The organism is Endobacterium panacihumi (genome assembly GCF_050847465.1).
Lineage (GTDB): Bacteria > Pseudomonadota > Alphaproteobacteria > Rhizobiales > Rhizobiaceae > Neorhizobium > Neorhizobium panacihumi.
In genome coordinates this window covers 12,445-36,682 of the sequence record NZ_JBOZRA010000010.1, presented here as the reverse complement: position 1 = coordinate 36,682, position 24,238 = coordinate 12,445, and the positions used below count along the sequence as shown (strand labels likewise).

15 protein-coding genes and 4 pseudogenes are annotated in these 24,238 nt (G+C 56.2%); 7 read left to right on the top strand and 12 right to left on the bottom strand.

The features are described 5' to 3' along the window. A complete protein-coding gene (locus tag ACRQ1B_RS27230) occupies window positions 1–291 on the bottom strand; it encodes an IS110 family transposase (RefSeq protein WP_432297315.1) in 291 nt (96 codons plus the stop codon). 195 nt (window positions 292–486) lie between these two features. Next, window positions 487–1,598 (bottom strand): annotated as a pseudogene (locus ACRQ1B_RS27225) (IS3 family transposase); the annotation flags it as partial. A gap of 226 nt (window positions 1,599–1,824) precedes the next feature. On the opposite strand from ACRQ1B_RS27225, the gene ACRQ1B_RS27220 reads away from it, so the two are divergent. Next, window positions 1,825–2,424, top strand: coding sequence for a TetR family transcriptional regulator (locus tag ACRQ1B_RS27220; protein ID WP_432297313.1), 600 nt, complete (start codon window positions 1,825–1,827; stop codon window positions 2,422–2,424). Window positions 2,425–2,631: 207 nt separating this feature from the next. On the opposite strand, the gene ACRQ1B_RS27215 is transcribed toward ACRQ1B_RS27220, so the two are convergent. From ACRQ1B_RS27215 to ACRQ1B_RS27200, 4 genes and pseudogenes are all read right to left on the bottom strand, one after another. Then, the gene (locus ACRQ1B_RS27215; protein ID WP_432297311.1) at window positions 2,632–3,207 is read right to left on the bottom strand and encodes a hypothetical protein; all 576 of its coding nucleotides are present in this window, start codon (window positions 3,205–3,207) and stop codon (window positions 2,632–2,634) included. Between the two features lie 488 nt (window positions 3,208–3,695). Further along, a pseudogene (locus ACRQ1B_RS27210) lies at window positions 3,696–4,580 on the bottom strand (IS3 family transposase); the annotation flags it as partial. Window positions 4,581–4,588: 8 nt separating this feature from the next. After that, entirely contained in the window at window positions 4,589–5,950 is a 1,362-nt protein-coding gene (locus tag ACRQ1B_RS27205; protein WP_432297309.1) for an IS110 family RNA-guided transposase, read from the bottom strand. Between the two features lie 203 nt (window positions 5,951–6,153). Then, window positions 6,154–6,414 (bottom strand): annotated as a pseudogene (locus ACRQ1B_RS27200) (transposase); the annotation flags it as partial. 251 nt (window positions 6,415–6,665) lie between these two features. Between ACRQ1B_RS27200 and ACRQ1B_RS27195 the strand changes: the two are divergent. The 6 genes from ACRQ1B_RS27195 to ACRQ1B_RS27170 all read left to right on the top strand — a co-directional run bounded on the left by ACRQ1B_RS27195 (window position 6,666) and on the right by ACRQ1B_RS27170 (window position 18,275). After that, on the top strand, window positions 6,666–7,949 hold the full coding sequence (locus ACRQ1B_RS27195; RefSeq protein ID WP_432297308.1) for an efflux RND transporter periplasmic adaptor subunit: 1,284 nt from the start codon (window positions 6,666–6,668) through the stop codon (window positions 7,947–7,949). Between the two features lie 2 nt (window positions 7,950–7,951). Next, the gene (locus tag ACRQ1B_RS27190; protein ID WP_432297306.1) at window positions 7,952–11,068 is read left to right on the top strand and encodes an efflux RND transporter permease subunit; all 3,117 of its coding nucleotides are present in this window, start codon (window positions 7,952–7,954) and stop codon (window positions 11,066–11,068) included. A 210-nt stretch (window positions 11,069–11,278) separates the two neighbouring features. After that, entirely contained in the window at window positions 11,279–11,590 is a 312-nt protein-coding gene (locus ACRQ1B_RS27185) for a BRO-N domain-containing protein (protein WP_432297304.1), read from the top strand. 339 nt (window positions 11,591–11,929) lie between these two features. Then, window positions 11,930–13,915 (top strand): DNA topoisomerase IV subunit B, encoded by a 1,986-nt coding sequence (gene parE / locus ACRQ1B_RS27180; RefSeq protein ID WP_432297473.1) that lies wholly within the window; start codon window positions 11,930–11,932, stop codon window positions 13,913–13,915. A gap of 658 nt (window positions 13,916–14,573) precedes the next feature. Further along, complete coding sequence (locus tag ACRQ1B_RS27175; RefSeq protein ID WP_432297302.1) at window positions 14,574–16,970, top strand: membrane-bound PQQ-dependent dehydrogenase, glucose/quinate/shikimate family; 2,397 nt, start codon at window positions 14,574–14,576, stop codon at window positions 16,968–16,970. Window positions 16,971–17,240: 270 nt separating this feature from the next. Next, a complete protein-coding gene (locus ACRQ1B_RS27170) occupies window positions 17,241–18,275 on the top strand; it encodes an IS110 family RNA-guided transposase (protein ID WP_432297301.1) in 1,035 nt (344 codons plus the stop codon). 275 nt (window positions 18,276–18,550) lie between these two features. On the opposite strand, the pseudogene ACRQ1B_RS27165 reads toward ACRQ1B_RS27170, so the two are convergent. The 6 genes and pseudogenes from ACRQ1B_RS27165 to ACRQ1B_RS27140 all read right to left on the bottom strand — a co-directional run. Beyond that, window positions 18,551–19,129 (bottom strand): annotated as a pseudogene (locus tag ACRQ1B_RS27165) (IS66 family transposase); the annotation flags it as partial. Window positions 19,130–19,184: 55 nt separating this feature from the next. Next, complete coding sequence (locus ACRQ1B_RS27160) at window positions 19,185–20,375, bottom strand: alpha-hydroxy acid oxidase (protein ID WP_432297299.1); 1,191 nt, start codon at window positions 20,373–20,375, stop codon at window positions 19,185–19,187. 70 nt (window positions 20,376–20,445) lie between these two features. Next, window positions 20,446–21,954 carry a tripartite tricarboxylate transporter permease gene (locus ACRQ1B_RS27155; protein ID WP_432297472.1) on the bottom strand — a complete coding sequence of 503 codons (1,509 nt, stop codon included), beginning with the start codon at window positions 21,952–21,954 and terminating at the stop codon, window positions 20,446–20,448. Between the two features lie 22 nt (window positions 21,955–21,976). Continuing rightward, window positions 21,977–22,435 (bottom strand): tripartite tricarboxylate transporter TctB family protein, encoded by a 459-nt coding sequence (locus ACRQ1B_RS27150; RefSeq protein WP_432297298.1) that lies wholly within the window; start codon window positions 22,433–22,435, stop codon window positions 21,977–21,979. Next, window positions 22,435–23,256, bottom strand: a complete 822-nt coding sequence (locus ACRQ1B_RS27145; RefSeq protein ID WP_432297297.1) for a tripartite tricarboxylate transporter substrate binding protein — start codon at window positions 23,254–23,256, stop codon at window positions 22,435–22,437. Before ACRQ1B_RS27145 ends, ACRQ1B_RS27150 begins: the two co-directional genes overlap by 1 nt. A 180-nt stretch (window positions 23,257–23,436) precedes the next feature. After that, window positions 23,437–24,138, bottom strand: a complete 702-nt coding sequence (locus ACRQ1B_RS27140; RefSeq protein ID WP_432297296.1) for an IclR family transcriptional regulator — start codon at window positions 24,136–24,138, stop codon at window positions 23,437–23,439. Between the last annotated feature and the right edge of the window lie 100 nt (window positions 24,139–24,238).

Below are 24,238 nucleotides of genomic sequence, written 5' to 3'. Positions count from 1 at the left end.
TCATCCAGATTGTCGCCCGCGTCTCATCCTGATTGCCGCGCAATACATCACATCGAGAACCGTATGTCCATGAGCCAGCAGCTCCCGGGACAAACCAGCTCCATAGGAACCGGTACCCTCAATACCGAAGGCTCTGATGTGGCCAAGCTCGGATGCCCAGGCCTGCAGGTTCGAGTATCCTTTCCGAGTTGCTGGAATCGTGATGGTGCCCAAACGCGCACCGTGCCCATTGATGGGAACGGCGATGTGGTTGGCTTTGTGGGTATCGACGCCGACTATGATGTGATCCATTGGGTGCCTCTCCGTTAGAATGACCCAGGCACCGATCGAAGAGGACAGGATTGTGATGGTACGCTGACCGTCAAGCTCCTATGAAGTCACGTCTCGCCCAGTGCCGGGGCAACCTGATGGTCGACACGTCAACGCAATGACACGCGATCAATCATAACTTGGGTCAGGCCATCAGGCTGCAATAGCACATTCACAGTCATAACTGTCGCCGACACTTCCGACAGACGGCTCGATGCCAGCTTCTGCCAGCCAATCGGAATACCGGATGGACACGTATTGAACGCCCCTGTCCGAATGGTGCACGAGCCCGCCGCCATGAGCGGGACGCCGATCATGAAGTGCCTGTTCGAGGGCATCGAGGACAAAGCTCGCATGTGCCGTCCGGCTCGCCCGCCAGCCAACGATGCGCCGGCCAAAGACGTCGATCACAAAGGCCACGTAGACGAAGCCCTGCCAGGTCGCGACATAGGTGAAGTCCGAGACCCACAGCCTGTTTGGTGCTGGGGCTTTGAACTGGCGGCTTACCCGGTCAAGTGGGCTCGGGGCTGCCTTGTCCGAGAATGTCGTGCGGACCGGCTTTCCTCGAATGATCCCCTGCAGGCTCATCGACCTCATAAGCCGAGCGACCGTACAGCGGGCGATGGCGTAGCCTTCTCGCTGCAACTGCCGCCAGACTTTACGCACGCCGTAGACCTGGAAGTTCTCGTTGAACACCCGGCGTATCTCGATCTTCAGCCGATATCGCTGCGGGCGCGAACCGACAGGCGGTCTGCATAGCGGCAATCTAGATGAGATTCGTATTGCCTCATCGAAGAATGCTCCCGACCGGATAGCATATTGCCTCACCAGAATGCTCCCTATGCCCTGCCGAGCTCTGGTAGTTGTTCATCTTCGCCAGGATCGACCCCGAACACGCTACGGTGTTCGTCAATGAACGAGATCATCGTTTGAAGGGGCGGTCGAGCCTCCTCTCACCCGAAAGGCGAATGCGCGCATTCGCCGAAAGGGGTCATCGCGAAATAAGCAGACGCCTTGCGCAAAATCTCGTTGGCCTGACGAAGCTCGTGGTTCTCCCGCTCAAGAGCCTTCATCTTCTCGGCCGCGTCGCTCGGCAAGCCTGCTCGTTTGCCGCTGTCGACCTCGGTCTTCTTCACCCATTCATGCAGCGTGGCTGGCGAGCAACCGATCTTGCCCGCAATAGATGAAACGGCCGCCCACCGCGACGGGTGCTCTGCCTCGTGATCCAGCACCATACGGATGGCGCGTTGGCGGACTTCGGGTGAAAACTTGTTCGTTGTCTTGCTCAATCCGGCTCCACTCTCTCAGAAGTTGGAGCCTCCGGCAAACCCGGTGCGGTTCATACTGGACAACGATGGCATGCTTGAGCAATCGCTTGGCGAAACGGTTTAGTTCTTTATGATTGCAATGGCTCCCAGCACTTGAAAAGACTTGCGAAGCTTGGCAAAGGCTGTCAGGTTAAGAGAATAATCTTATATACAGTTGGTATGTATATAAGAACAGGGGAGAAAATTCATGAGGCGCACCAAGGCGCAGGCCGCGGAAACCCGGGCGCAAATCCTTAAATCTGCTGAGCGACATTTTCTTGCAAAGGGATACGAGAACGTCAAACTCGAAGATATTGCCGCAGATGCTGGAGTTACCCGAGGCGCTATTAAATGGCACTTTAGCAGCAAGCAAAGTATTCTTTTCTCTCTTAGGGATGAAACGCGTCTGCCGTTCCAGCAACTGCTAGACAATTTATCCTCCGGCCCTCAATGCGCTGCACTGCCCCTTCTTCAAGAGGCCGTCACTGACATGTTTGGCATGATGAGCGCGGATCCGCGGGCGCGCGGCCTCCTGAAAGCGATGTTATATCTCGACCTTAGTCATAACGATGAGGAAGAGGATTGCTTCCGAACCGATATCCATGCGATTTTTATGGAAATTTTCGAGCAAGCGAAGAAGCGTGGGGATTTGGCGAGGCCATGGACAGCAAAGGCCGCAGCCACAGCTCTCGCTGCTTCGATCAATGGGCTTATTGCGGAATGGGCTCTCGAAAAATCGGACTTTCTTCTAGCGCCGGACGGGCAAGAGATTATCTCAATGATCTTTGAGGGCTGGAGGCAACGCTAAGACACAAAGGCAGATTTCGCTTTCTCGTGACCCACGGCTTGTCCGTCCGTTCTGATATACGTTGCGCCGCCACCCTTAACCAAAGCTTTCGGCAATATGATTATCTCTTCTCAGTCGCCGACTGCGCAAACTTTCTTCACAGCAGCAGGATACGAGGCAGTTTAGATGCGACATGCCTTCGCTCTGCATCTAAAACGTCGGCCAAGCTCAAACCGATTGGTGCCGTTTTATCGAAAGTCGGCTGGAAAAAAAAATGGAAGATCCGACTAGGAGAACGCTGATCGCCAATGACGCATTTGGCTCCAGTCCGATGCCCTGGACGGTAAACAGGTAGCTTCCCAGCACGACAATCCCAAAGGTTATCGCTCCTGCCTCGAGCCATGCTCTCGATGCACGGTTGGGGCTGCAGACGCTTTCGAGTAAGAAGACACCTGCGCCAAACAACTGAAGCATTAAAAACGAGCCGTCTATTTGCGCGCTTTGTCCGCTCCGCCCCAACCACCAACCCGAGGCACTAAGCGAGAGCCCCAATAGGATCCATCCAAGTGGGACGGAAGATGTGCGGCGACCGACACGAAACGAGATAACCGCGATGAGAATGCCTGCGCAGATGCCGACCAGCCCCCTCGTATATCCTTTTGCGTCGTCTAAAACGAGGGCCATCAGAGCAATAACGATGACCATTGCGCCAAGCGTTTCTAAGCGGCGCCAATCCGTCACGCTCATCCCACTATTTTCCAACCGCCGCCGCCTTTTCATAACCAATTTTTTCACCAGTAACATACGCTGATTTCACCAAACAGTTCGGCCAATTGACCGCCCACTATATATACAATCAGACTGTTTGTATATATTTTCTTTCAATGCTGACGGGTGTGGTTGCCTATTTCCAACCGGCAGAAGCCGTGGTGCAGCAGGATGATGCAAAGACGCTGCCTCACGCAGCCGCCATTGAGGTTCGCTCATCCACTAAATACGCGGCCTGATCCGCTTACCGCTACAACAATAACCGAGCACTGCCGTTAGTTTGACTGTCACGCCTAATTCAGGCAGCTGTGTTGAATGTGCCATGACGAAGCCGGAAACGATTGACTCATCATCCATATGAGATGGCGCGATCGCCTATCTAAGGCTAATCCTCGCAACCAGCTACGTTTGCCATAGACACCAAAGATAGCCGCATCGAAATCAGTTCAGGCATTCCCGGTACTTTTCTGGAAAGGTCCTTTAGCACAGTATGAATAGCCCCGAGTTTCGTAGACACCCCCGGGTTAGATTTTCTGCTGCTTCTCGAACTCGATGGGCGACAGCATTCCGTTTCTGACGTGCTTGCGTTTCGGGTTGTAGAACATCTCGATGTAGTCGAACACATCCTGGCGAGCCTCATCGCGTGAGCGGTAGACCTTGCGACGTATCCGCTCTCGCTTCAGAAGATTGAAGAAGCTCTCGGCCACCGCATTGTCATGGCAGTTGCCACGTCGGCTCATCGAGTGAACCAGATTGTGGTGCTTGAGGAACGATGCCCAGTCCATGCTGGTGAACTGCGAACCCTGATCCGAATGAACCAGCACCTTGTCCTTCGGCTTTCGCCTCCACACCGCCATGAGCAGAGCCTGTAATACGACGTCCGTGGTCTGTCGGCTCTGCATCGCCCAACCGATGACCCGGCGGGAATAGAGGTCGATGACAACCGCAAGGTAAGCGAAGCCCTCGCAGGTTCGGATGTAGGTGATATCCGTCACCCAGGCCTTGTCGGGAGCCGCTACGTCAAATTGCCGGTCGAGCGTGTTCTTGATAGCGACGGCAGGCCTGCCGCCATAGATGCCGGGACGGCGTTTGTAGCCGATCTGCGCCTTGATCCCGGCGAGACGCGTCAGACGAGCGACCCGGTTCGGGCAGCACACCTCTCCCTGATCGAGAAGATCATCGTGCAGCTTTCGATAACCGTAGACCTTGCCGCTTTCTTCCCATGCCTTCAGGAGTAGATCGGTCTGTCGCTTGTCCTCGCTGGCTCGCATGCTCAGCGGGTTCTTCAGCCAGGTGTAAAATCCGCTGGGATGAACCCGCAGAAGACGGCACATCGTCCGCACGGAAAACTGCAAGCGATGCAGGGCGATGAACGCGTACTTCACTTTGCATCCCTGGCGAAATACGCGGCCGCTTCCTAAGAAACATTCTCCGCATCGGGGATGGGATCAAGCTGATATCCCAACGAACGAGCACGGCGCTGCAGGTTTGCCAGGACTCGACTGCGATGGCGCTCGTCATATGCCGCTGCACCAGGATCACGATATGCCATGCCAAAACGCAGGGTATTGAAGAAGAGGACAGCGATCTTGCGTGCCGTCGCCGTCACGGCTTTCTGCTTTCCGATACGCCCTGCCAAACGTCGGTAAAACGCGCCGAGGGCAGTGTCGCTTCTTCCGATCGTAGTTGCCGCCAATCGCAACAGCGCAGCCGCTCGGCTGGAGGATCGTCGGGTCCTGGAGGAAAGCACTTTGCCGCCGGAGATCTTGTTGCCGGGCGCAAGGCAGAGCCATGATGTGAAGTGCTTGGCGGTGGGCCATGCCCGCAGATCCGTTCCGCATTCGCCGATGAGCTTGAGGGCGAGCGAGGAGCCGAGGCCGTGAATCTGCGTCAAGTCGGTGCCCGTAAGACCGTATAGAGCGGCCCGGACATCAAAAGACGGTGCATTCGTCTGCTTGGTCTTCGTCCGGATCTTTGGCAGTGGGGTGAGAGGAGCTTCAAGTTCGGCGGTCATGGAAGCTATCGCTGCCTCAAGCTTGCGGTCGCATTCGCACATCTTCACCTGGTAGAAATCGTATAGCTCCAGCGATTGGGAAAGCGCAAACACGTGTTCATCACGATCGTTACCGATCAAAGATGCTCGGATTGTTTCGACAGAAGAGTGGCAGCGAACATCACGCAATGATGCCAGGGCGTCGGGATCGCGCTCGCCGGACACGATTGCCCGGATAATCTTCATACCGGTCACGCCGGTGATGTCCGAGACAACATGATGAAGCTGAAGGTTCATCTCCATCAGAGCCTTCTGCATGTGCTGGATATGAGCTGCCGCATACTCGACCAGCCGTTCTCGCTGGCGCAGATAAGCACGCAAAGTAGCAATCTGGGCATTGGGACGAAAGCTGCCGCGTAGCAGACCATAGGAATGCAACTGGCGAAGCCATGCCGCATCGTTGACGTCGGTCTTCCGCCCTGGGACGTTCTTCGCGTAACGCGCATTGACCAAGATTACCTCAAAACCATGCTCCTCCAGAATCTCGAAAGCCGGTATCCAGTAAACGCCGGTCGACTCCATCGCCACGCTCGTGACACCGCAGGATCGGAACCAGGCGGCGAGATCATGCAGGTCATGGGTGAAGGTGCCGAAAGCACGGATTGGCATGTCGTCGCTGTCCGGATTGACCGCCGCCATATGCATTGTGGACCCGATGTCGATGGCAGCTGCGCTCGGGTTCATGCGGGTGAGGCTCTGCGGGGTAGATGATCTCGTCTTGGGCATGGCTTCTCCTCCTTTGGTTCGGGAGGGGCTGGGCCGCGCAAGTTCGTCATTTTCCTAACCGGGATCGCCGCCAAAGCCGCGTCACCACTCTCAAGTTCGCAACAGCCCATGTGCCACGTTTTTTAACGGGGTCGAACGCCTCCAATAAGCAGTCGGCAACTCCCCTCCGGCTGCTATCGTAGCACGACCTGTTTCTATCGCGCACAGGCGGACCGAAGCCCGTGATCGTTTTTTAAGATGTCTCGCTCCTCGGTGACGCGGGCCAATTCCTTCTTCAGCCGCCTGATCTCCTCGGCCTCGTCGTTGCCCTTGGCGTTCGACGCGGCAAACCTCTTCTTCCATTCGTAAAGCGAATGCTGGCTGACGCCGAGGCGCTGCGAAACCTCCGCAACCGGATAGCCTCGCTCCGTGATCTGACGCACGGCGTCGCGCTTAAAATCTTCGCTGAAATTCGATTTGCTCATGATGCTCTTCTTGCCTCAAAATTAGGAAAGAAGGCGTCTACAAATCTAGGGGCTATTCAGTACCGCCAGCCGAGGACGAGTTAGCACGCTACTCAGGAGCTCTATCTGCTCCAATAGCTTGTAAGCATAGTGTTGAGATACGCCTGATTGGCGAGTGCGATGAATGCGCTTGGCCCCGGCCGCGCGATTGGTTGCCGTACAGAAACTTTGACGTCGCAGTCCAACCTACCAGAACGCTAAAAGTAGGGTAATTGGAAATTTTCGCTTGCCAAAACTCAAAAAAAACACTTTTACAACCATCCCGTATGTTTATTGAATGCATGGTGCGTCTTCATCTTTTTGATAAGCCGACCTGCCACACTTTAAGTGAGGTCATCCACTTGTCGCTTTCTCTACGCCGTTCAGACCTGTCTCAGGGTCTGCTAGTTGCTGCCACGATGGTAGTGACGCCATCGATTACCTTCGCTCAGGCCGCTGCAGGGCCAACTCCGGTCAACGTGGTTGCAGCGAAAACAACCGACTTCACCTTGAAGGCCCGCCTGCCAGGTCGTATCAAGGCGTCCACTGAAGCAGAGGTCCGCCCTCAGGTCTCCGGCATAATTTTGGAAAGACTGTTTGAGGAGGGAGCCGATGTAAAAAAAGGCCAACCGCTCTATAAAATCGATGACCAAAATTACGCGAGTGCTGTAGCGTCTGCTGATGCCGCCTTGGCGGAAGCAAAAGCGAACTTCGATCTGGCCGTTGTGGACGCACGTCGCGCAGCGGATCTGTTTAGCAACAAAAGCGGCTCTGCATCGAATCGTGACACTGCGGCCGCACAACAGACCCGGGCCGCGGCCGCGCTGCAAAAGGCTCAAGCGGACTTAAGAACCGCTGAGATCGACCTCGATCGAACGACCATTCGGGCTCCGATCGACGGCAAGATTGGCCTTTCGACGACCACCGAAGGCGCTCTCGTCGCAGCGCAACAGACGTTAGCTTTGACGACAATCCGGACGTTGGACCCCATCTATGTCGACGTCACTCAGTCCGCCACCGATCTCCTTAGGTGGCATGCGCAAGTGGACGCAGGAGGCACTGGCAAGTTCGCTGAGGCAGCCTTGGTTCTTCCGGACGGCACGACATCCTCTGTCACCGGCAACCTCACGGCGGCAGAGCCTAAAGTTGAGCCAACAACTGGAATGGTCACGCTTCGGATTAGCTTCGAAAATCCAGGGCAATTATTGCTACCTGGCCTTTATGTCGAGGTCGAGCTTCCTCAGGCTGAAGCAAAGAACGCGATCCTGGTTCCGCAGAGCGCCGTCATGAGAAAGACCAATGGCTCGCCATTCGCTTGGATCGTTGCCGATGGCAAGGTCGAGCAGCGGAACCTGACTATCTTTGCAACATCCGGGAATGAACTCGTGACGACAGCAGGTCTTAAGGAGGGGGATGCCGTTATTACTTCCGGCTTCCAGAAAATTGCTCCTGGGGCTCCAGTCCAAGTGATCGACGCTGCGGCTAACGGATCCAAGCCCGCGCAGGAAAGCAAATAACCATGGCACGCTTTTTTATTGACCGGCCCATCTTCGCATGGGTGGTCGCCATCATCATTATGGGCCTTGGTACGCTATCTATCCTGAAGTTGCCGATTTCCCAATATCCAACCATTGCCGGACCTTCTATCGTCATCGGCGCAACCTATCCCGGTGCTTCTGCAGAAACCGTCGCCGATACTGTCGTTCAGATCATTGAGAAGGAAATGACGGGACTCGACGGTCTTCGCTATATCGACTCATCTACGACCTCGACCGGACTTGCAACGATCACATTGACCTTCGAGTTGGGCGCTGACCCAGATATTGCTCAAGTCCAGGTCCAGAACAAGTTAAGCCAGGCCGAAGCGAATCTGCCGGACGAGGTGACGCGTCAGGGTGTGACCGTCGAGAAATCAGCTACCGGCTTCCTGATGGTTGTGGCGCTAGTTTCCGAAGATGGTTCAAAGACAGCGATCGACCTTGCAGATTATCTGAACTCCTACATGGTTGAGCCTATCTCGCGCCTCAAGGGTGTAGGCAAGGTTCAGGTGTTCGGATCCGAATACGCGATGCGCATCTGGCTCGATCCGCAAAAACTGAAGTACTACAACATCTCTCCCACGGTGGTCGTTTCTGCCATTACTGCGCAGAACGCGCAGATCTCTGCCGGCTCTTTCGGCGCAATGCCGGCGCCAGCCGGACAAAGCCTCAATGCGACCATCACTGCACAGTCGCTTTTGAGAACCCCGGCAGACTTCGAAAGCGTAGTGCTGAGAGCCGACACAGACGGTGGTCTCGTTCTTCTGAGAGATGTAGCGCGCGCGGAGCTCGGAGCAGAAAACTACGAGATAACGAGCCTTTATAACGGCAAGGGTTCTACTGGTATGGCGATTCAGCTGGCTTCGGGCGCGAATGCTCTTGAAACCGCAGCTCTTGTAAAGGCGCGAGTAGCCCAACTTGCCGAGGCAATGCCGCCAGGCGTAAGTTACGTCGTCCCGTATGACACGACGCCATTCGTTTCTCTCTCGATTGAGGCCGTCTTACATACGCTGGTCGAAGCGATTATCCTCGTGGTACTCGTCATGCTTCTCTTCCTGCACAACGTGAGAGCAACGCTTATCCCCACATTGGCAGTGCCGGTGGTGCTTTTGGGGACGTTTGGTGTGATGGCCGCATTCGGCTTTTCCATCAACACACTGACAATGTTGGCAATGGTACTAGCCATCGGCCTCCTGGTCGATGACGCGATCGTGGTCGTCGAGAATGTCGAGCGCATCATGAGTGAGGAACATCTCGATGCGAAGGAAGCAACCATAAAATCAATGACGGAGATCACGGGTGCTCTAGTCGGGATTGCCATGGTTGTCTCCGCTGTCTTCATACCGATGGCCTTCTTCGGTGGCTCAACCGGTGAAATGTACAAACAGTTCTCGATTACTATCGTCTCAGCAATGGGACTCTCTGTGCTCGTGGCTATTGTATTTACGCCCGCCTTGTGTGCGAGTATTTTGAAGCCTCATTCCACGGAGAAAAAGCGCGGTATCGGTCCGGCCTTTACGGGCTGGTTCGAACGCAACTTTTCCAGCTTGACTAACAAGTACGGAGCGAGCGTGAGGTGGGCGACGCGGCGCCCTGTTCGCATGCTTCTTATCTACCTGCTAATTGCTGTGGGCATGGTGGTTCTTTTCCAACGGACCCCGACGTCGTTTCTGCCGGATGAGGATCAGGGAACACTCTTCACAATCGTCCAGACGCCCCCTGGTACCACGAGCGAAAAAACTGCAGCCGTCTTGAAGCAGGTCGAGCAGTATTACACGACCGCTGAAAAAGATAATGTGGATGCGATCTTCTCTGTTCAGGGCTTTTCGTTTGCCGGGCAGGGCCAGAACATGGCTATGATGTTCGTGAAGCTTAAGGATTGGGACGTTCGCAAGGGTGTAGGAAACTCAGCACAGGCAATCGCAGCCCGCGCATTTGGCCCTCTAATGGGCGGAATACAGCAGGCAATTGTTGTGCCCGTCGTTCCCCCGCCTGTGTTAGAGCTTGGAAACTCCAACGGTTTCACGGCGTTTTTGCAGGCCGAGTCGGGTCAGTCTCATCAAGAGTTAGTGGACGCAAGAAATACCCTGCTCGGACTTGCCGCGCAAAGCGACAAGCTCACCGCAGTGCGCCCGACAGGCGTAGAGGACTCATCGCAGTTTCAACTTAACATCGATTGGAGAAAAGCTGGCGCAGTCGGCATCACCGCCGCTGACGTTGGCTCATTCCTCACGACAGTGTGGTCCAGTTCGTATGTTAATGACTTTCTGTACGATGGACGCATGAAGCGTGTTTATGTTCAAGGTGAGCCTGACGCGCGGACGGATCCGAACGACCTCTCGCTGTGGCGAGTTCCGAACGCGAATGGTGATTTTGTCGATTTTTCCACCTTCGCGTCTCAGGATTGGACTTTCGGTCCTCAACAAGTCAGCCGTTACAACGCCCTGCCAGCGATGAAGCTTGAGGGGTCTCCGGCAAGCGGATTTTCATCAGGCGACGCTCTGGCAGAGATGGAAAGGCTCGCGGAGCAACTTCCGAAGGGTTTCAGCATCCAGTGGACGGGGCAGTCGCTTGAGGAGAAAGAGGCCGGTGCAGGCGCATTGCCGCTCTACGGCCTTGCGTTAGCGACGATGTTCCTGTGCCTGGCTGCGCTGTACGAGAGCTGGACTGTCCCCATTGCCGTATTGCTGGCGATGCCAGTCGGCGTGTTGGGAGCTCTTCTGGGAGCTTTGATCGGAGACCAGTCAAATGGGGTCTACTTCCAAGTCGGACTTCTGACAGTCGTAGGCCTGACCGGTAAGAATGGGATCATGATCGTCGAATTCGCCCGCGAGCGGATGGCTCAATTGGGCGAAACCGCGCTTGAGGCTGTGTGTGAGGCTGCGAAACAGCGCTTCAGGCCTATTCTGATGACGTCGATCGCTTTCGGCTTGGGTGTTCTTCCTCTTATCCTGTCGACAGGTGCGGGAACTGGCGCACGGCATGCAATCGGCTATGCAACGTTCTTTGGCACAGCAACGGGTACCATCCTGGCGATCATGTTTGTGCCCGTCTTCTTCGTGGTGATCGACAGACTCTTCAGAAGAAGCCAAAACTGAGGACGAACCCAAATACAGCCCGCGGCTCCAAATTCGTTTTGGGTCGCGGTGTTTTCATCTGTGGATTTAGGGAGAAGACCTCATCACGCGATGAGCACCATTGCACTTCCCCAGCGGCTCTCTCGCCATCTCCCTCGTTATAGCCTGCCTGCAGGCTCAGTCGATCGCCGTTTCCACGACTCCGGCTGGTAACTTTCAAGAGTATGATGCATGTCTGATCAAAAAAATCGTTGGTCAAAATCCGATGTCCGCACCCTGATTATTGACGGGGAACTGTGGTTTTCGATGGTGGATCTCTTGAGATCGTTCGGAATTGACGTTTCAAGGAGAGGAGCGAGTCACCAGTTGCGCTTTGTACCAAGCGATCATCTGCGCGTAGTGAGTCGAGAAGAAGCGCCCGACATTTTTGAAGGCCGCGGCTATTCCAGAATGGTTTTTGTGTCGCGGCAAGGCGCGACAATGCTTGTCAAGAGCTGCAGTGATCTGAACTGCTCTGCCCCCCGAAAACTGGATCATTTTTGATTCGCGTTTTTCCCGCTAGGTTACCGGCTGGGACTGGAGCGGAAGCGATGAAGTCATCGAACTTTTCGGACGCCCAGAAGGCGTTCAGTCTCGAGCAGGATGATGACGGTGTGCCCCCAGCTATTCGATTGGGAGAAGCTCCATCGTAGTTTCCATAGAAAGACAGCCGTTCTTCATCGATGGACCATCGATCACAGATCAGGCGGCAACGCACAATGTGGGGCAGAACACAAGCTCCCCTTTACATACGTTTGTAATGTATGTTAATTGAAGTGTATTGAGGATGGATATGTGAGCGACTTGTTTTCACCCAGAAAGGCCACGCGGAGCTCGGCACCGCTGCTAACAACTGCATCGCACGAAAAGGCCGCCCCCCTAACGGATACCCAAAGTGCCTATGGCGCGTCGTCGATCCGTGTTCTGGAAGGCCTGGAGCCGGTGCGCGTGCGCCCCGGCATGTATATCGGCGGCACAGACGAAAAGGCGCTGCATCACCTCTTCGCCGAAGTCATCGACAACTCGATGGACGAAGCGGTGGCAGGCCACGCCAATTTCATCGAAGTGCATCTCGATGCCGAAGGTTTCTTGACCGTCAGCGATAACGGTCGCGGCATCCCGGTGGAAAACCACCCGCAGGTTCCCGGCAAGTCGACGCTCGAAGTGATCATGACCAAGCTGCATGCCGGCGGCAAGTTCGACGGCGACGCCTATGAGACCTCGGGCGGTCTGCACGGCGTCGGCGTCTCGGTCGTCAATGCCTTGTCGGACGTTCTCGAAGTCGAGGTTGCCCGTAACCGCAAGCTCTATAAGCAGGTCTTTTCTCGTGGTGTGCCGCAGGGCGGGCTGCAGGAACTCGGCGATGTGCATAACCGTCGCGGCACCCGCGTGCGTTTCCATCCTGATCCGCAGATCTTTGGCGATCGCGCCAAATTCGATGGCGGCCGCATCTTTCGCATGGCGCGCTCGAAAGCCTATCTGTTCGGCGGCGTCGAAATTCGCTGGAGCTGCGATCCCGGCGTCGTTCCGGAAGGTGGCGAGATCCCCGAAAAGGCCGTCTTCCATTTTCCGGGTGGTCTGAAGGATTATCTGGCCGCGACGCTCGGCAAGGAATTCACCGTCACCCGTGACATTTTTTCCGGTCGCACGGAAAAGACCGGCGGTCACGGCGCAATGGAATGGGCGATCACCTGGTATGGCGGTGATCCGCAGTTACACTCTTATTGCAACACCATCCCGACGCAGGAAGGTGGAACGCATGAGGCCGGTCTGCGCATCGCGCTGACCAAGGGCCTGAAGAACTATGCAGACCTGACGCAGAACAAGCGCGCCAAGGACATCACCACCGATGACGTGATGATTTCCGCCGTCGGCATGCTGTCCGTGTTCATCCGCGAACCGGAATTCGTCGGTCAGACCAAGGATAAGCTGGCGACCGTCGAGGCGCAGCGCCTTGTCGAAAATACGCTGCGTGACCCCTTCGACCATTACCTTGCCGGCAACCCCAACGAAGCCGCAAAACTGCTCGAATGGGTGATCGAGCGCTCCGAAGAGCGCATGCGCCGCCGCAAGGAAAAGGAAGTCAACCGCAAGACGGCGGTGCGCAAGCTGCGCCTGCCCGGCAAGCTGGCCGACTGCTCGCAGAACACCGCCGAAGGTGCCGAACTGTTCATCGTCGAGGGAGAATCGGCTGGCGGGTCTGCCAAACAAGCGCGCAACCGCAAGAACCAGGCGATCCTTCCCCTGCGCGGCAAAATCCTCAATGTCGGTTCGGCCAGCCGCGAAAAGCTGTCCGCCAACCAGCAGATCGCCGATCTCATTCAGGCGCTCGGCTGCGGCACACGCTCGAAATACCGCGAGGAAGATCTTCGTTACGAACGCGTCATCATCATGACCGACGCCGACGTCGACGGCGCGCATATCGCTTCGCTGCTGATTACCTTCTTTTATCTGGAAATGCCGGAGCTGATCCGCGGCAACCACCTCTATCTAGCCGTGCCACCTCTTTATGTCATTCGCCAAGGCGGCCGGAGCATGTATGCCCGCGATGACAGTCATCGTGACGAACTCCTGGCGACAATCTTTCGAGGAAAAAAGTTTGAGATAGGGCGATTTAAGGGTCTTGGCGAAATGATGCCTGAGCAACTAAGAGACACCACAATGTTCCCTGCCAACCGCACGCTGCTGAAAATACGGGTCTCCGATGGCGACGATGACGACACCATGCAGGCTGTCGATAACATTATGGGTTCTAAGCCTGAAGCTCGGTTTGCCTTCATACAGGAGAGATCAGCGCTACCCGACTCTCTCACGTTAGTAGAGCTGTGAATATGAATGTTGATTTCCGCTGATGAGTTGGATGCCTCTCCCAACAGCATCGCGTTGTGCCAAATTGATGATGCGTTACTTCGCCACGACAGTAAAAAGCATCCATGGAGGAAGTCAGCATCGTTGCCGTCGACCTTTTATAGCAGGATTTTCAGATGCACGGCGAAGCAATCGACGTCGCATGACACTGCCAATCACCACATGCCGGGTCGTACGGAAAATAGCTGAAAATAGTCTTCCATCCGCCATCCGACAGTCAGATCGGAATTTATATACGAATGATCATAGTTTGTGAAAATGCGGTTTTATGCCGCGCGGCAAAATACTCCAGAGATCACTCGGGAGATAATAACGAACGAAGCGCATGCACTGGTATAACAATGACATCCTCCCCCAGCGCAACCCCAATTCATGCGATTTGCCAACAGCATCCCGCGCAGCGCGTAAAATCATACCATGGGATTTGAACGAATTTCTCCCCCCGGGAATTCGGCAAAGTCAGAGCCCAGGACGCCTGCAGTCGCGAGCTGCTTCAGAGAGAGAGCTGATCTCTGATGTCATGACCATTCCCACAAGGCACTGTCGCGACGATAGGTGGAACAAATCCCCTTCGGCTTAAGCGGCATGCCTTCACATAAGAAATCAACAGGAGACCAACATGTTTGAGTTAAAACGTCCAAGAAGTGGCGGCGAATGGGCCGTCGCACTTCTTGGATTTCTATTCTTGCTGATCGGGCTGGTGCTCGCAGCAGGCGGTTTATACTTGATAAGCCTTGGAGGATCTTGGTACTATCTTCCCGCTGGCCTTGGTCTTGTGGCCTCTGGCATCCTGCTGATTGGCGCAAACGTGGCTGGTATCTGGCTATATTCTATTGTCTTCGCGCTAACTGCCATCTGGTCGTTTTGGGAAGCCGGCCTAAATGGATGGGCCTTGCTGCCTCGCCTTACGGGACCTTTCGTCCTTTTCGTGCTGGCAATGTTAGCATTTGGCGCTCTTTCGCGTACGAATGGCCGCAGACGCATTCTCAATGGTCTCACCGTTTCGGTTGCATTCGCTGTTGTTGTCGGCGGTGCTGTCTGGATGAGTGTAGGTTCGCGCGATGCTGCGGTTTCCTTTGTGGCAGCAACCGAGGCGAGCCTCGACCCCGCCCCTGAAAAGACCGGCACTGACTGGCCGGAATGGGCCGGAACGCGTAGTGGAATGCATTTTTCGCCCGTAACCTCCATCAACAAGGAGAATGTCGCGGACCTGAAGCAGGCCTGGGTTTATCGCTCCGGCCTGGTATTGAAGAAATACGCTCAGGAGACCACACCGCTTAAGGTCGGCCACCGCATCTATCTGTGCACCGGCAAGAACGAGCTGGTAGCGCTGAATGCAGCCGACGGCAAAGAAATCTGGAAGTACGACCCCGGTGTCGATCCGAAATACACCGGATACACGAACTCCTGCCGCGGCGTGGTCTACTACAAAAATCCCGATGCTGCCCCCGGCCAAGCTTGCGCCGCTCGTATTATCGAGGGAACGCTCGACATGCGACTTGTTGCTGCCGATGCAGAAACGGGCCAGGCCTGCGAGGATTTCGGCAACCGGGGTTCGGTCGATCTGAAGGCCGGCCTGATGGACGGTGAGTTCGTGCCCACCTGGGCAACGATCACATCCGCTCCGATCGTGGTGCGTGGCGTTATCGTGACAGGCCAGCGCGTGACCGACAACCAGGTGACCGCAGCTCCATCGGGCGTTATCCGCGGAGTTGATGCGATCACCGGCGAACTGCGCTTTGCCTGGGATCTGGGTAGCCCGGAAACCACGACCACCCCCGCCAACGGCAAGCATTATACGCTCGGCACGCCCAACAGCTGGGCTCCCGTATCGGGTGACGACGCACTTGGCCTGGTTTATCTGCCGATGGGCAATGCCGGCGGCGACCTCTACAGCACACAGCGCACAGGCGAGATGAACGAGTATTCCAGCTCAGTCGTGGCGCTGGACGTGGCAACGGGCAAACCGCGCTGGCATTTCCAAACCGTTCGCAAGGACGTCTGGGATTATGATCTGGGCACGCAGCCGACATTGATCGACCTGAAGACCAACAAGGGCACTGTCCCGTCAATGGTCCTGTCTTCGAAACAGGGTGACATCTACGTTCTGGATCGGCGTGATGGCACACCGGTCTTCCCGGTCGAAGACCTGCCCGTGCCGCAAGGCGGGGTGGAGCCTGAACAGCGTTCGCCAACGCAGCCGTATTCTGGCTTCGCCAACCTTCGTACCGCCAATCTGGACGAAACTCAGATGTGGGGCATGTCACCGATCGACCAGCTCTATTGCCGCATTCAGTATCGTCAGGCGAGCTATGAAGGCATGTACACGCCTCCAACTGCTGACAAGCCCTGGATCCAGTTTCCAGGCTATAATGGCGGCTCTGATTGGGGTGGGATCTCTATTGATCCGACGAGAAATCTGCTGATTGCGAATTACAGCAATACCGCGAATTACAACAATTTCCTGCCGCGTGCAGTGGCAGAGCAGCGCGGCGTATTCCCGGCCAACGATCCGCGGCGAGGAAAGGGCCCGCTCGCGGAAGGTCCTGGCCCAGCGATCGGCACGCCTTATGCGGTTGAAGTCAATGCCGGCTGGCGTGTTCCCTTCACCAAGATGCTGTGCACGCAACCCCCCTATGGCGGTATCCGTGCCGTCGATTTGAGCACCGGCAAAACCGTGTGGGACAAGCCGTTCGGCTCGGCAGAGCGAAATGGTCCGTTCGGCGTTCCCACTTTGCTGCCTCTGGATATCGGCACCCCAAACAATGGCGGCGCGGTGATGACGGCCTCAGGCCTGACCTTCATCGCGGCAACGACAGATAACTATCTGCGTGCCTATGACAGCGAAACCGGTAAAGTTTTGTGGAAGACGGAGCTTCCAGCTGGAGGCCAGGCTAATCCGATGATCTACGAGGAAAGAGGCAAGGCTTATCTGGTGATCTTCGCAGGCGGACACCATTTCATGGAAACACCTCCCGGCGATTATTTCATCGCCTACGCCCTTCCGGATAAGTGATCCGATAAAACCAAAAGGCCGCCGGATCGCATTTTGCATCCGGCGGCTATCGCGATCATGCGCCGTCCATAAAAACAGGAATTATTTCGATCGCCTATTTTGGGAGGCGCAGTGCGATTGACTGGGTTGCTCGTACATCGATTGCCAGAACGGGCTGTGCCGTTGGGCATGATCTCAACCAGGTTGCACCTTGCGTGATGGTATGGACGCCCCCTTCCGCCGGAGCCAGCCGCGAGCGATGATGGAGCCGTATCAACCAGGAGGCTTATCATGGAAGCTCATGTCAGTGTTGTTGGTCTAGATATCGCCAAGTCTGTTTTCCAAGTTCATGGTGCCGATGCTGCCGGTAAAGCCGTCATTCGGCGCAGGCTCAAACGGGAGGAGGTAGAAGCATTCTTCAGGAAACTCCCACCTGCTCTCGTCGCGCTCGAACCATGCCCGGGTTCTCATTTCTGGGTCAGATTACTTCGTGACATTGGTCACGACGTTCGTCTTCTCCCGGCGCAATACGTCCGCCCCTACGTGAAGACGAACAAGAGCGATGCGGCTGACGCGGAGGCGATCTGTGAGGCAGTCACCCGACCGACGATGCGCTTCGTGCCCGTCAAGGAGGAGATGCAACAGGAAGTTCTGGTCCTGCATCGAGTTAGGGAGATGCTGATCCGTCAACGGACACAGCTCATCAATTCAATCCGTGGCCACCTTGCCGAATTCGGCATCATTGCTCCCAACCGCGCTCACAACATTGGCCTTCTTACAAAACTGATCGAGGACGAAGAATTTGACGAACTACCCGCCGTCGCTCGCCACGCCTTGCGCTATCTAGTCGAACAACTGAGGGAGGCGAAGACGAAGCTCTTCCGCATCGATCAAGATCTTATGAGGATCGTGAAGGGCAGTGATGCTTGCCGGAGATTGATGACGATTCCTGGCGTCGGTGTGGTTGCGGCAACGGCCTTGGTGTCATCCATGAGAGAGCCGTCCGACTTCAAATCGGGTCGGCATTTTACGGCTTGGCTTGGGCTGGTCCCGAGGCAGCATTCCACGGGAGGTAAAGAGAACCTTGGCGGAATTAGCAAGCGCGGAGATGGTTACCTTCGGAGGCTGTTGATCCATGGCAGCCGTTCAATCATGCGCTGGCGCAGTCATTCTTGGGTTTGGCTTTCGAAGCTAAGGGAACGTCGCCCCGCAAATGTTGCGGCTATCGCGATTGCAAATAAAACTGCTCGCGTAGTTTGGGCGTTGCTCATGTTCGGCGGAGCCTATGGGCATCCTGGGAAAGGCGCGACAATGAGAGCAGCGTGACCGTAAGCTCAAGTTTCGAATTCGACCTGCACTGGTCGATGTGGTTGCGAGGATAAAAAGCAAGTGATGGCAAAGCCGGGCTAAACCGGGAACCAGCAGAGCCCGTTGGGCGCATCGATCTTCGAGCTCGTGGTGCGTGATTGGGAGCTGGTTTGCGGATCTACCATCAAGGCCGGGGTCCAGGGTGCGACACGTTTAGAGGCCGAATAGATGACTGCAGCCGCAGGTTCGCCAGAATTGCTCATTTACCCTTGCAAAGTCGGGGGCGTCCATAGATGTGCCCAACAATAGGCGAGTTGGGTGCCAGGGCCGACACGATCCGGCGTGATCAGGCGATTGTATCTGGCATATCCATCGACCTGAAGAATGCTCGTGGACCCTCGCAATATCCGCTCGGCATGTAGTCCTCTGCGACCGGGTGCGTAGGTAAAAGCGACACCCGGCGGCGCACCACCACTCCCCGGTCGGTCATCACGGCCAGCGCCCAGAAATATCCGGTTTTGGTCTTGCGCGAGCCGGGATCGAGGAACGGCGCACTGGTCTCGCCCATTAATAGCTTCGCCGACCGCTTCAGGGCGGCGATCAGAGCGTCGAAGACTGGGCGCAGTTCGAATGCTGCCCGGCAAACCCACTCGGCCAGCGCAGAGCGGTCGAGATCGTTAATCCTGTCGGTTGATGATCTGTGCCTGCCGATCAAGCGGCAGATGATCGGCGTATTTGCAGACCAGCACATGCGCGATAGTCGCCTCTGCCGGCAATCCGGCGTGGATCAATCGTGCAGGCGCTGGAGCCTGAGATACGCCATTGGTGCAGGCACTACAGGGATATTTGGGACGACGTGTCAGAGATGTTCGCTGCAGGTGGCACCCTGCGCAGATCGCGCCGATCTTCGCGGGAGAATGTTCTTTGCTAGTTATCGATGAGGATGTCGGGAGAAAGATCTGTCAGCCTCGTAGCACCCAAAAGCGCCATGTTTCGGTTGATTTCTGATTTAAGAATATCGGCTGCCTTCAGCACACCGGCAGGTCCGGCGACGGCGGCTGCGTAAAGAAAAGGTCGTCCCACAAATACGAAACTGGCCCCAAGCGCAAGCGCCTTCACTATATCCGTGCCGCGCCGGAAGCCACAATCAATCATAATAGGGATTCGACCGTCTATCCTGCATGCAATATCCGGCAGCACCTTGAGCGGGGAAGCCGTGCCGTCGAGTTGGCGCCCGCCATGATTGGAGAGAATGATACCATCCACACCGGCGTCGGCCGCGCGCACAGCGTCGTCTGGATGCATGATACCCTTTACGACGAGATTGCCACTCCAGCGGCTGCGGATCTGCTCAAGATGGCTCCAGTCCAAATGATCCTTCTTCCCGAAATCTCGCATCACGTTAGAGGCAACAATCGGTGCGCCTCGCGTAGCATAGGAATTCTCAAAATGGGGAATGCCATGCCGCACGATGGTCTTGAGGAAAGTGCCGAACGTCCAATGAGGGTGGCAAACACCATCCCACAGAAGACGCATGCTCGGACGCAACGGCGTCGAAAAGCCGGCGCGGATGTTGTTCTCGCGATTTGCAAGGGCTGCAGTGTCCACCGTCAGGACAAGCGTCCTGAAGCCCGCCGTGGCTACTCGATCTACAAGTGCATCTATGCGATCGGGCTCGCCCGGTAGGTAGACCTGGAGCCACGTCTTCGGCGCAACCTCAGCAACATCTTCCATACGTATGAGAGAGGAGCCGCTCATGATGGCAGCAATACCAGCTTCGGCCGCGCTTTGCGCGAGAATGACATCTCCCCGATAGGCCATCATTGCGCTGATCCCCATTGGGGCGATACCAAAGGGTGCCTTATAGCGGACCCCGAAAAGCGTCGTCTCCATGCTCCGGCTAGATACGTTACGCAGAACCCGCGGACGAAACGCGAACCGGTGGAAAGCCTCGGCATTCTGTCGAAGCGATGCATTCGTTTCGCTGGCGCCGACGATGTAGCCGAACAGCGGCCCGGGTAGATGCCGCCGTGCTTCTCTTTCGAAATCGTCAAGGCTGAGGACGCCGGACAGGCGACGACCTCCATAGATGTTCCTAGATCCCGACACTGCCGCCATCTCTTTGTGATGTCATGCTTAAGATTGACTGCGGCCGGAGCAAATCCGGCCGCAGCAAGACCAAGTGATGTCAGTCTTCGCTAGCCTCAAATGCTTCCTTTCGGCCCTTGCGGATCGCGGGAAGGATCAGCGTGAGCAGCATTCCTGCAGTAATCAGCAGCAGGACAGCACTGATCGGACGCTCGACGAAAACAAGAGGATCACCTTGCGACAGGAGCAGCGCGCGCCTCAGGTTCGTCTCGAGGAGCGGCCCAAGGACAAAGCCCAGGAGAAGTGGACCCGCTTCGCACTTTGCCTTGCGCAGAACGTATCCGAGCACGCCAAAAAGGATGACCAATGCGACGTCGAAGCCACGATTATTGACGCTGTAGACGCCGATACAGCAGAACAACAGGATTGCCGGATAAAGAATGCGGTACGGAACTTTAAGAAGTCGTACCCAGATGCCGATCAGTGGCAGGTTGATGATGAGCAGCATAGCATTGCCGATCCACATCGATGCGACCAGGCCCCAGAACAGTTCAGGCTGGTTCTGGATGACTGATGGACCAGGGGTAATCCCGTGGATTGTCATGGCGCCAAGCATCATCGCCATGATCGAGTTGGAAGGGATACCGAGTGTGAGAAGCGGAATGAACGAGGATTGAGCGCCGGCATTGTTGGCGGCCTCCGGGCCCGCAACACCTGCGATTGCTCCGTGTCCGAATTTCTCAGGCGTCTTGGAAATTTTCTTCTCGACTGAATAGGCACTAAACGCACTGAGTGTCGCGCCGCCACCCGGCAGAACACCGAGGATGGTGCCGACCGCCGTGCCACGTAGGACCGCTGCCCAGCTCTCCTTGAACTCCTGCTTGGTCGGCCAGAGACGGCCAATCGTGCTTTGAAGCACGCCTCGCGCCTCTTTGAACTCAAGGTTGCTTGCGATCTCGGCGACGCCGAACAGGCCGACAGCTATGACCACAAAATCGATGCCGTCATAAAGCTCGGTCGAACCAAACGTAAGGCGCGTCGAGCCACTGTTGACATCGATACCGACCATGCCGAGGACGAGCCCAAGGCAGACTATGCCAATGGCTTTAATGACTGAACCATGGGCAAGGATGGTTGCGGCAAGCAGACCGAATATACACAGTGAGACATATTCCGCGGGACCAAAGGACAGCGCGAACGATGACAGCGTCGGGCCAGCGACGGCGAGACCGATCGTCGCCACGGTTCCGGCAAAGAAGGATCCAAGAGCGGCAATTGCAAGAGCTGCCCCCGCTCGTCCTTTTCGGGCCATCTGGTAACCATCGATCGCTGTGACAACAGCTGAGGCTTCGCCCGGAAGATTAACGAGGATCGCGGTTGTCGAACCGCCATATTGCGCACCATAGAAGATGCCGGCCAACATGATCAGAGCACCAAGTGGGGGTAGGAAAAAGGTCACCGGCAAAAGGATCGCAACAGTCGCAGTCGGACCGATGCCAGGCAGCACACCGATCAGCGTGCCGAGCAATGCACCGATGAAACAGAAGAGAAGGTTGGTCGGGGTAAACGCTTCAGAGAAGCCCAACATGAGGACATCAAGAAATGCCATGGGTAATTCCTTCCAGCCTCGATCAGAACGGTAGGATCGGCATCTGAACGCCGAGGCCGTAGATGAAGACGAGAGCGCCAAAGAGCGTCAGAAGTACGGTTGAGATTGCGATCTCGCGCCAGCGGGATTCCTGATCAGCAAGGCTGCCGATCACGATTAGCCAGATCGTCGAGACGACGAAACCCAAGGTTTCCGACATGAATGCGAAGCCGGCGATTGCTAGGACGAGAATGATCAGAGGTTTGAAGTTGGACTCGTCGAAAGGTTCGTAGGCCTTGCCCAGCGCTTTGATCAGGACATAACCGCCGATCGCGATCAGCATTCCGCAGATTACGTCCGGCAGAAATCCTGCCCCCATCATCGCAGCCGAGCCGAACTGGAGGTCACGCCCGGCCCAAAGGCCAAGCGCTCCCAACCCGATAATCACGCCCCCCGCCAAAATATCTGGATAATCCCGCTTTGCTGTGGAGGAGACGCTCATTACTTCACCCAAGGCGTTTCGTTCCAGATCTTCTGGAACCGAGCCAAGCGATCAGGCATCTGCTTTTCCCAATCCGGGCCGGAGAGATAAGCCAATGGAAGCGCGAGCTGCTTTGCCTGCTTTTGGAATTCAGGATTGTCGAGCACATTCTTCATGGCCGCGCCGAATTTTTGGGTAATTTCATCTGGCAGTTCACGCGGCGCGGCGATACCGCGCTCGGACGTCATCTCAACGTCAAACCCCTGTTCACTGGCCGTCGGCACATCGGGCAACTGCGGCGAGCGATCCGTGCCGAAGTGGGCGATCATGCGAAGTCCGGACGTATCATTGCCGGCAAACTCGCTGATGTTGAGGCCGCCACCGGAAACCTGTGATCCAAGAATAGCTGTCCGGGTTTCACCCGCTCCGGAAAAAGGAATGTGGGTAAAGTTCGTGCCGGTTGCGGCGCCGAGCAGAATGATTGCGAGGTGATCGTCCGTGCCGACGCCGGAAGAGCCGTAGGAGACGGCGCCGGGCTTTGCCTTGGCGGCCTCGACGAAATCCTTCAGCGTCTTGATATTGGATGCGGCCGGCACGACGATTGCGGTCGGGTCGTCGACGATACGAACGATCGGCTTGATCGTCTTCGGATCATAGCCGAGCTTGCGCTGGACCTGCATCGACAGATAGCCCGGTGTGTTGATGTAGGAGAAGGTATACCCGTCAGGCTTTGCTTTGGAGAGAGCCGTATAGGCAATCTCACCAGACGCGCCGGGCCGATTTTCGATGATGATGTCGGCACCGAGCTCTTTTTCCAGTAATGGTTCAATGGCACGAGCCATAACATCCGTGCTGCCACCTGGCGCAAAGGCCACGATCATCTGGATCGGGCGGTCATTCGGCCATTCGGCGTGTGCATAACATGCCGACGCAGAAAAAACTGCGGCGGCGAATGCGACTTTGATTTTAAGATGCTTCATTGTCCAATCCTCCATTGGATAGCGGCGGGCCCGGGTCCCGCGTTATGTTGTGCCGGGTTCTCCCCCCATGGTGACGGAAAGCTTCCGTGCAGCCACCTGGAGAATTTCGAGATTTTTCATGATGGCATCTTCCGAGAACCGGTCTGGTGGGCCGGTGAGGGCGAGCGATCCAAAAAGCGCATTGCCGTCGCGGAAGATCGGTACAGCCAGGCTGGCTACTTGCGGATCGCGCTCCCCAGCTGTCGCATAGAAGCCCGTCGCGCGGATTTCGTCGTAGATTGCACCGTTCCGACCCGCAAAGGCCAGGATGACCCGCCCCGGCGCGCCGCGGTCGAGCGGATAGGTGCTGCCGACACGCGCAGAATGACGGATGGACTGATGTGAGTCATGACGGAACAAGCAGACGCGCTCGTCACCCTCGCGAACGTAAACCGCGGCGCTCTCCCCGGTCTGCGTGACCAGATCTGATAGCAGCGGCTCGATGATATCGGACGGGCGAAAGGTCGACTGATAAATGTTGCCGAGCTTCATGAGCTTCGGCCCGAGGCGCCAGCTTGCATCGTCATTTCGAACGAGCAGCCCGAATTTGGCCAGCGATCTGGCTATGCGAAGAACTGTGGACTTGTCGAGCTCTACGCGGCGCGCGAGTTCGCCCAACGACAACGTGTAATCGCGGTCGGTGAAAGCTTCCAGCAATGATGCAGCGCGCTCAACCGCTGCGACGCCGGCTGAATTTCCAGGCATAGGGCTCCTCCCAAAAAGGTGTTGATCGTTTCGTACGTTGTACTAAGTACAACACCTTTTCAAACAGTACAATACGCGATAAATGACATTCGTCAACGGG

Bases quoted from the DNA above. Each gene is read 5' to 3' on its own strand.
- ACRQ1B_RS27220 (WP_432297313.1), top strand. From the start codon at position 1,825: ATGAGGCGCACCAAGGCGCAGGCCGCGGAAACCCGGGCGCAAATCCTT.
- ACRQ1B_RS27215 (WP_432297311.1), bottom strand. From the start codon at position 3,207: ATGTTACTGGTGAAAAAATTGGTTATGAAAAGGCGGCGGCGGTTGGAA.
- ACRQ1B_RS27170 (WP_432297301.1), top strand. From the start codon at position 17,241: ATGGAAGCTCATGTCAGTGTTGTTGGTCTAGATATCGCCAAGTCTGTT.
- ACRQ1B_RS27230 (WP_432297315.1), bottom strand. From the start codon at position 291: ATGGATCACATCATAGTCGGCGTCGATACCCACAAAGCCAACCACATC.
- ACRQ1B_RS27145 (WP_432297297.1), bottom strand. From the start codon at position 23,256: ATGGCTCGTGCCATTGAACCATTACTGGAAAAAGAGCTCGGTGCCGAC.
- ACRQ1B_RS27155 (WP_432297472.1), bottom strand. From the start codon at position 21,954: ATGGCATTTCTTGATGTCCTCATGTTGGGCTTCTCTGAAGCGTTTACC.
- ACRQ1B_RS27185 (WP_432297304.1), top strand. From the start codon at position 11,279: ATGTCTGATCAAAAAAATCGTTGGTCAAAATCCGATGTCCGCACCCTG.
- ACRQ1B_RS27205 (WP_432297309.1), bottom strand. From the start codon at position 5,950: ATGCCCAAGACGAGATCATCTACCCCGCAGAGCCTCACCCGCATGAAC.
- ACRQ1B_RS27190 (WP_432297306.1), top strand. From the start codon at position 7,952: ATGGCACGCTTTTTTATTGACCGGCCCATCTTCGCATGGGTGGTCGCC.
- ACRQ1B_RS27150 (WP_432297298.1), bottom strand. From the start codon at position 22,435: ATGAGCGTCTCCTCCACAGCAAAGCGGGATTATCCAGATATTTTGGCG.
- ACRQ1B_RS27175 (WP_432297302.1), top strand. From the start codon at position 14,574: ATGTTTGAGTTAAAACGTCCAAGAAGTGGCGGCGAATGGGCCGTCGCA.
- ACRQ1B_RS27160 (WP_432297299.1), bottom strand. From the start codon at position 20,375: ATGGCGGCAGTGTCGGGATCTAGGAACATCTATGGAGGTCGTCGCCTG.
- ACRQ1B_RS27140 (WP_432297296.1), bottom strand. From the start codon at position 24,138: ATGCCTGGAAATTCAGCCGGCGTCGCAGCGGTTGAGCGCGCTGCATCA.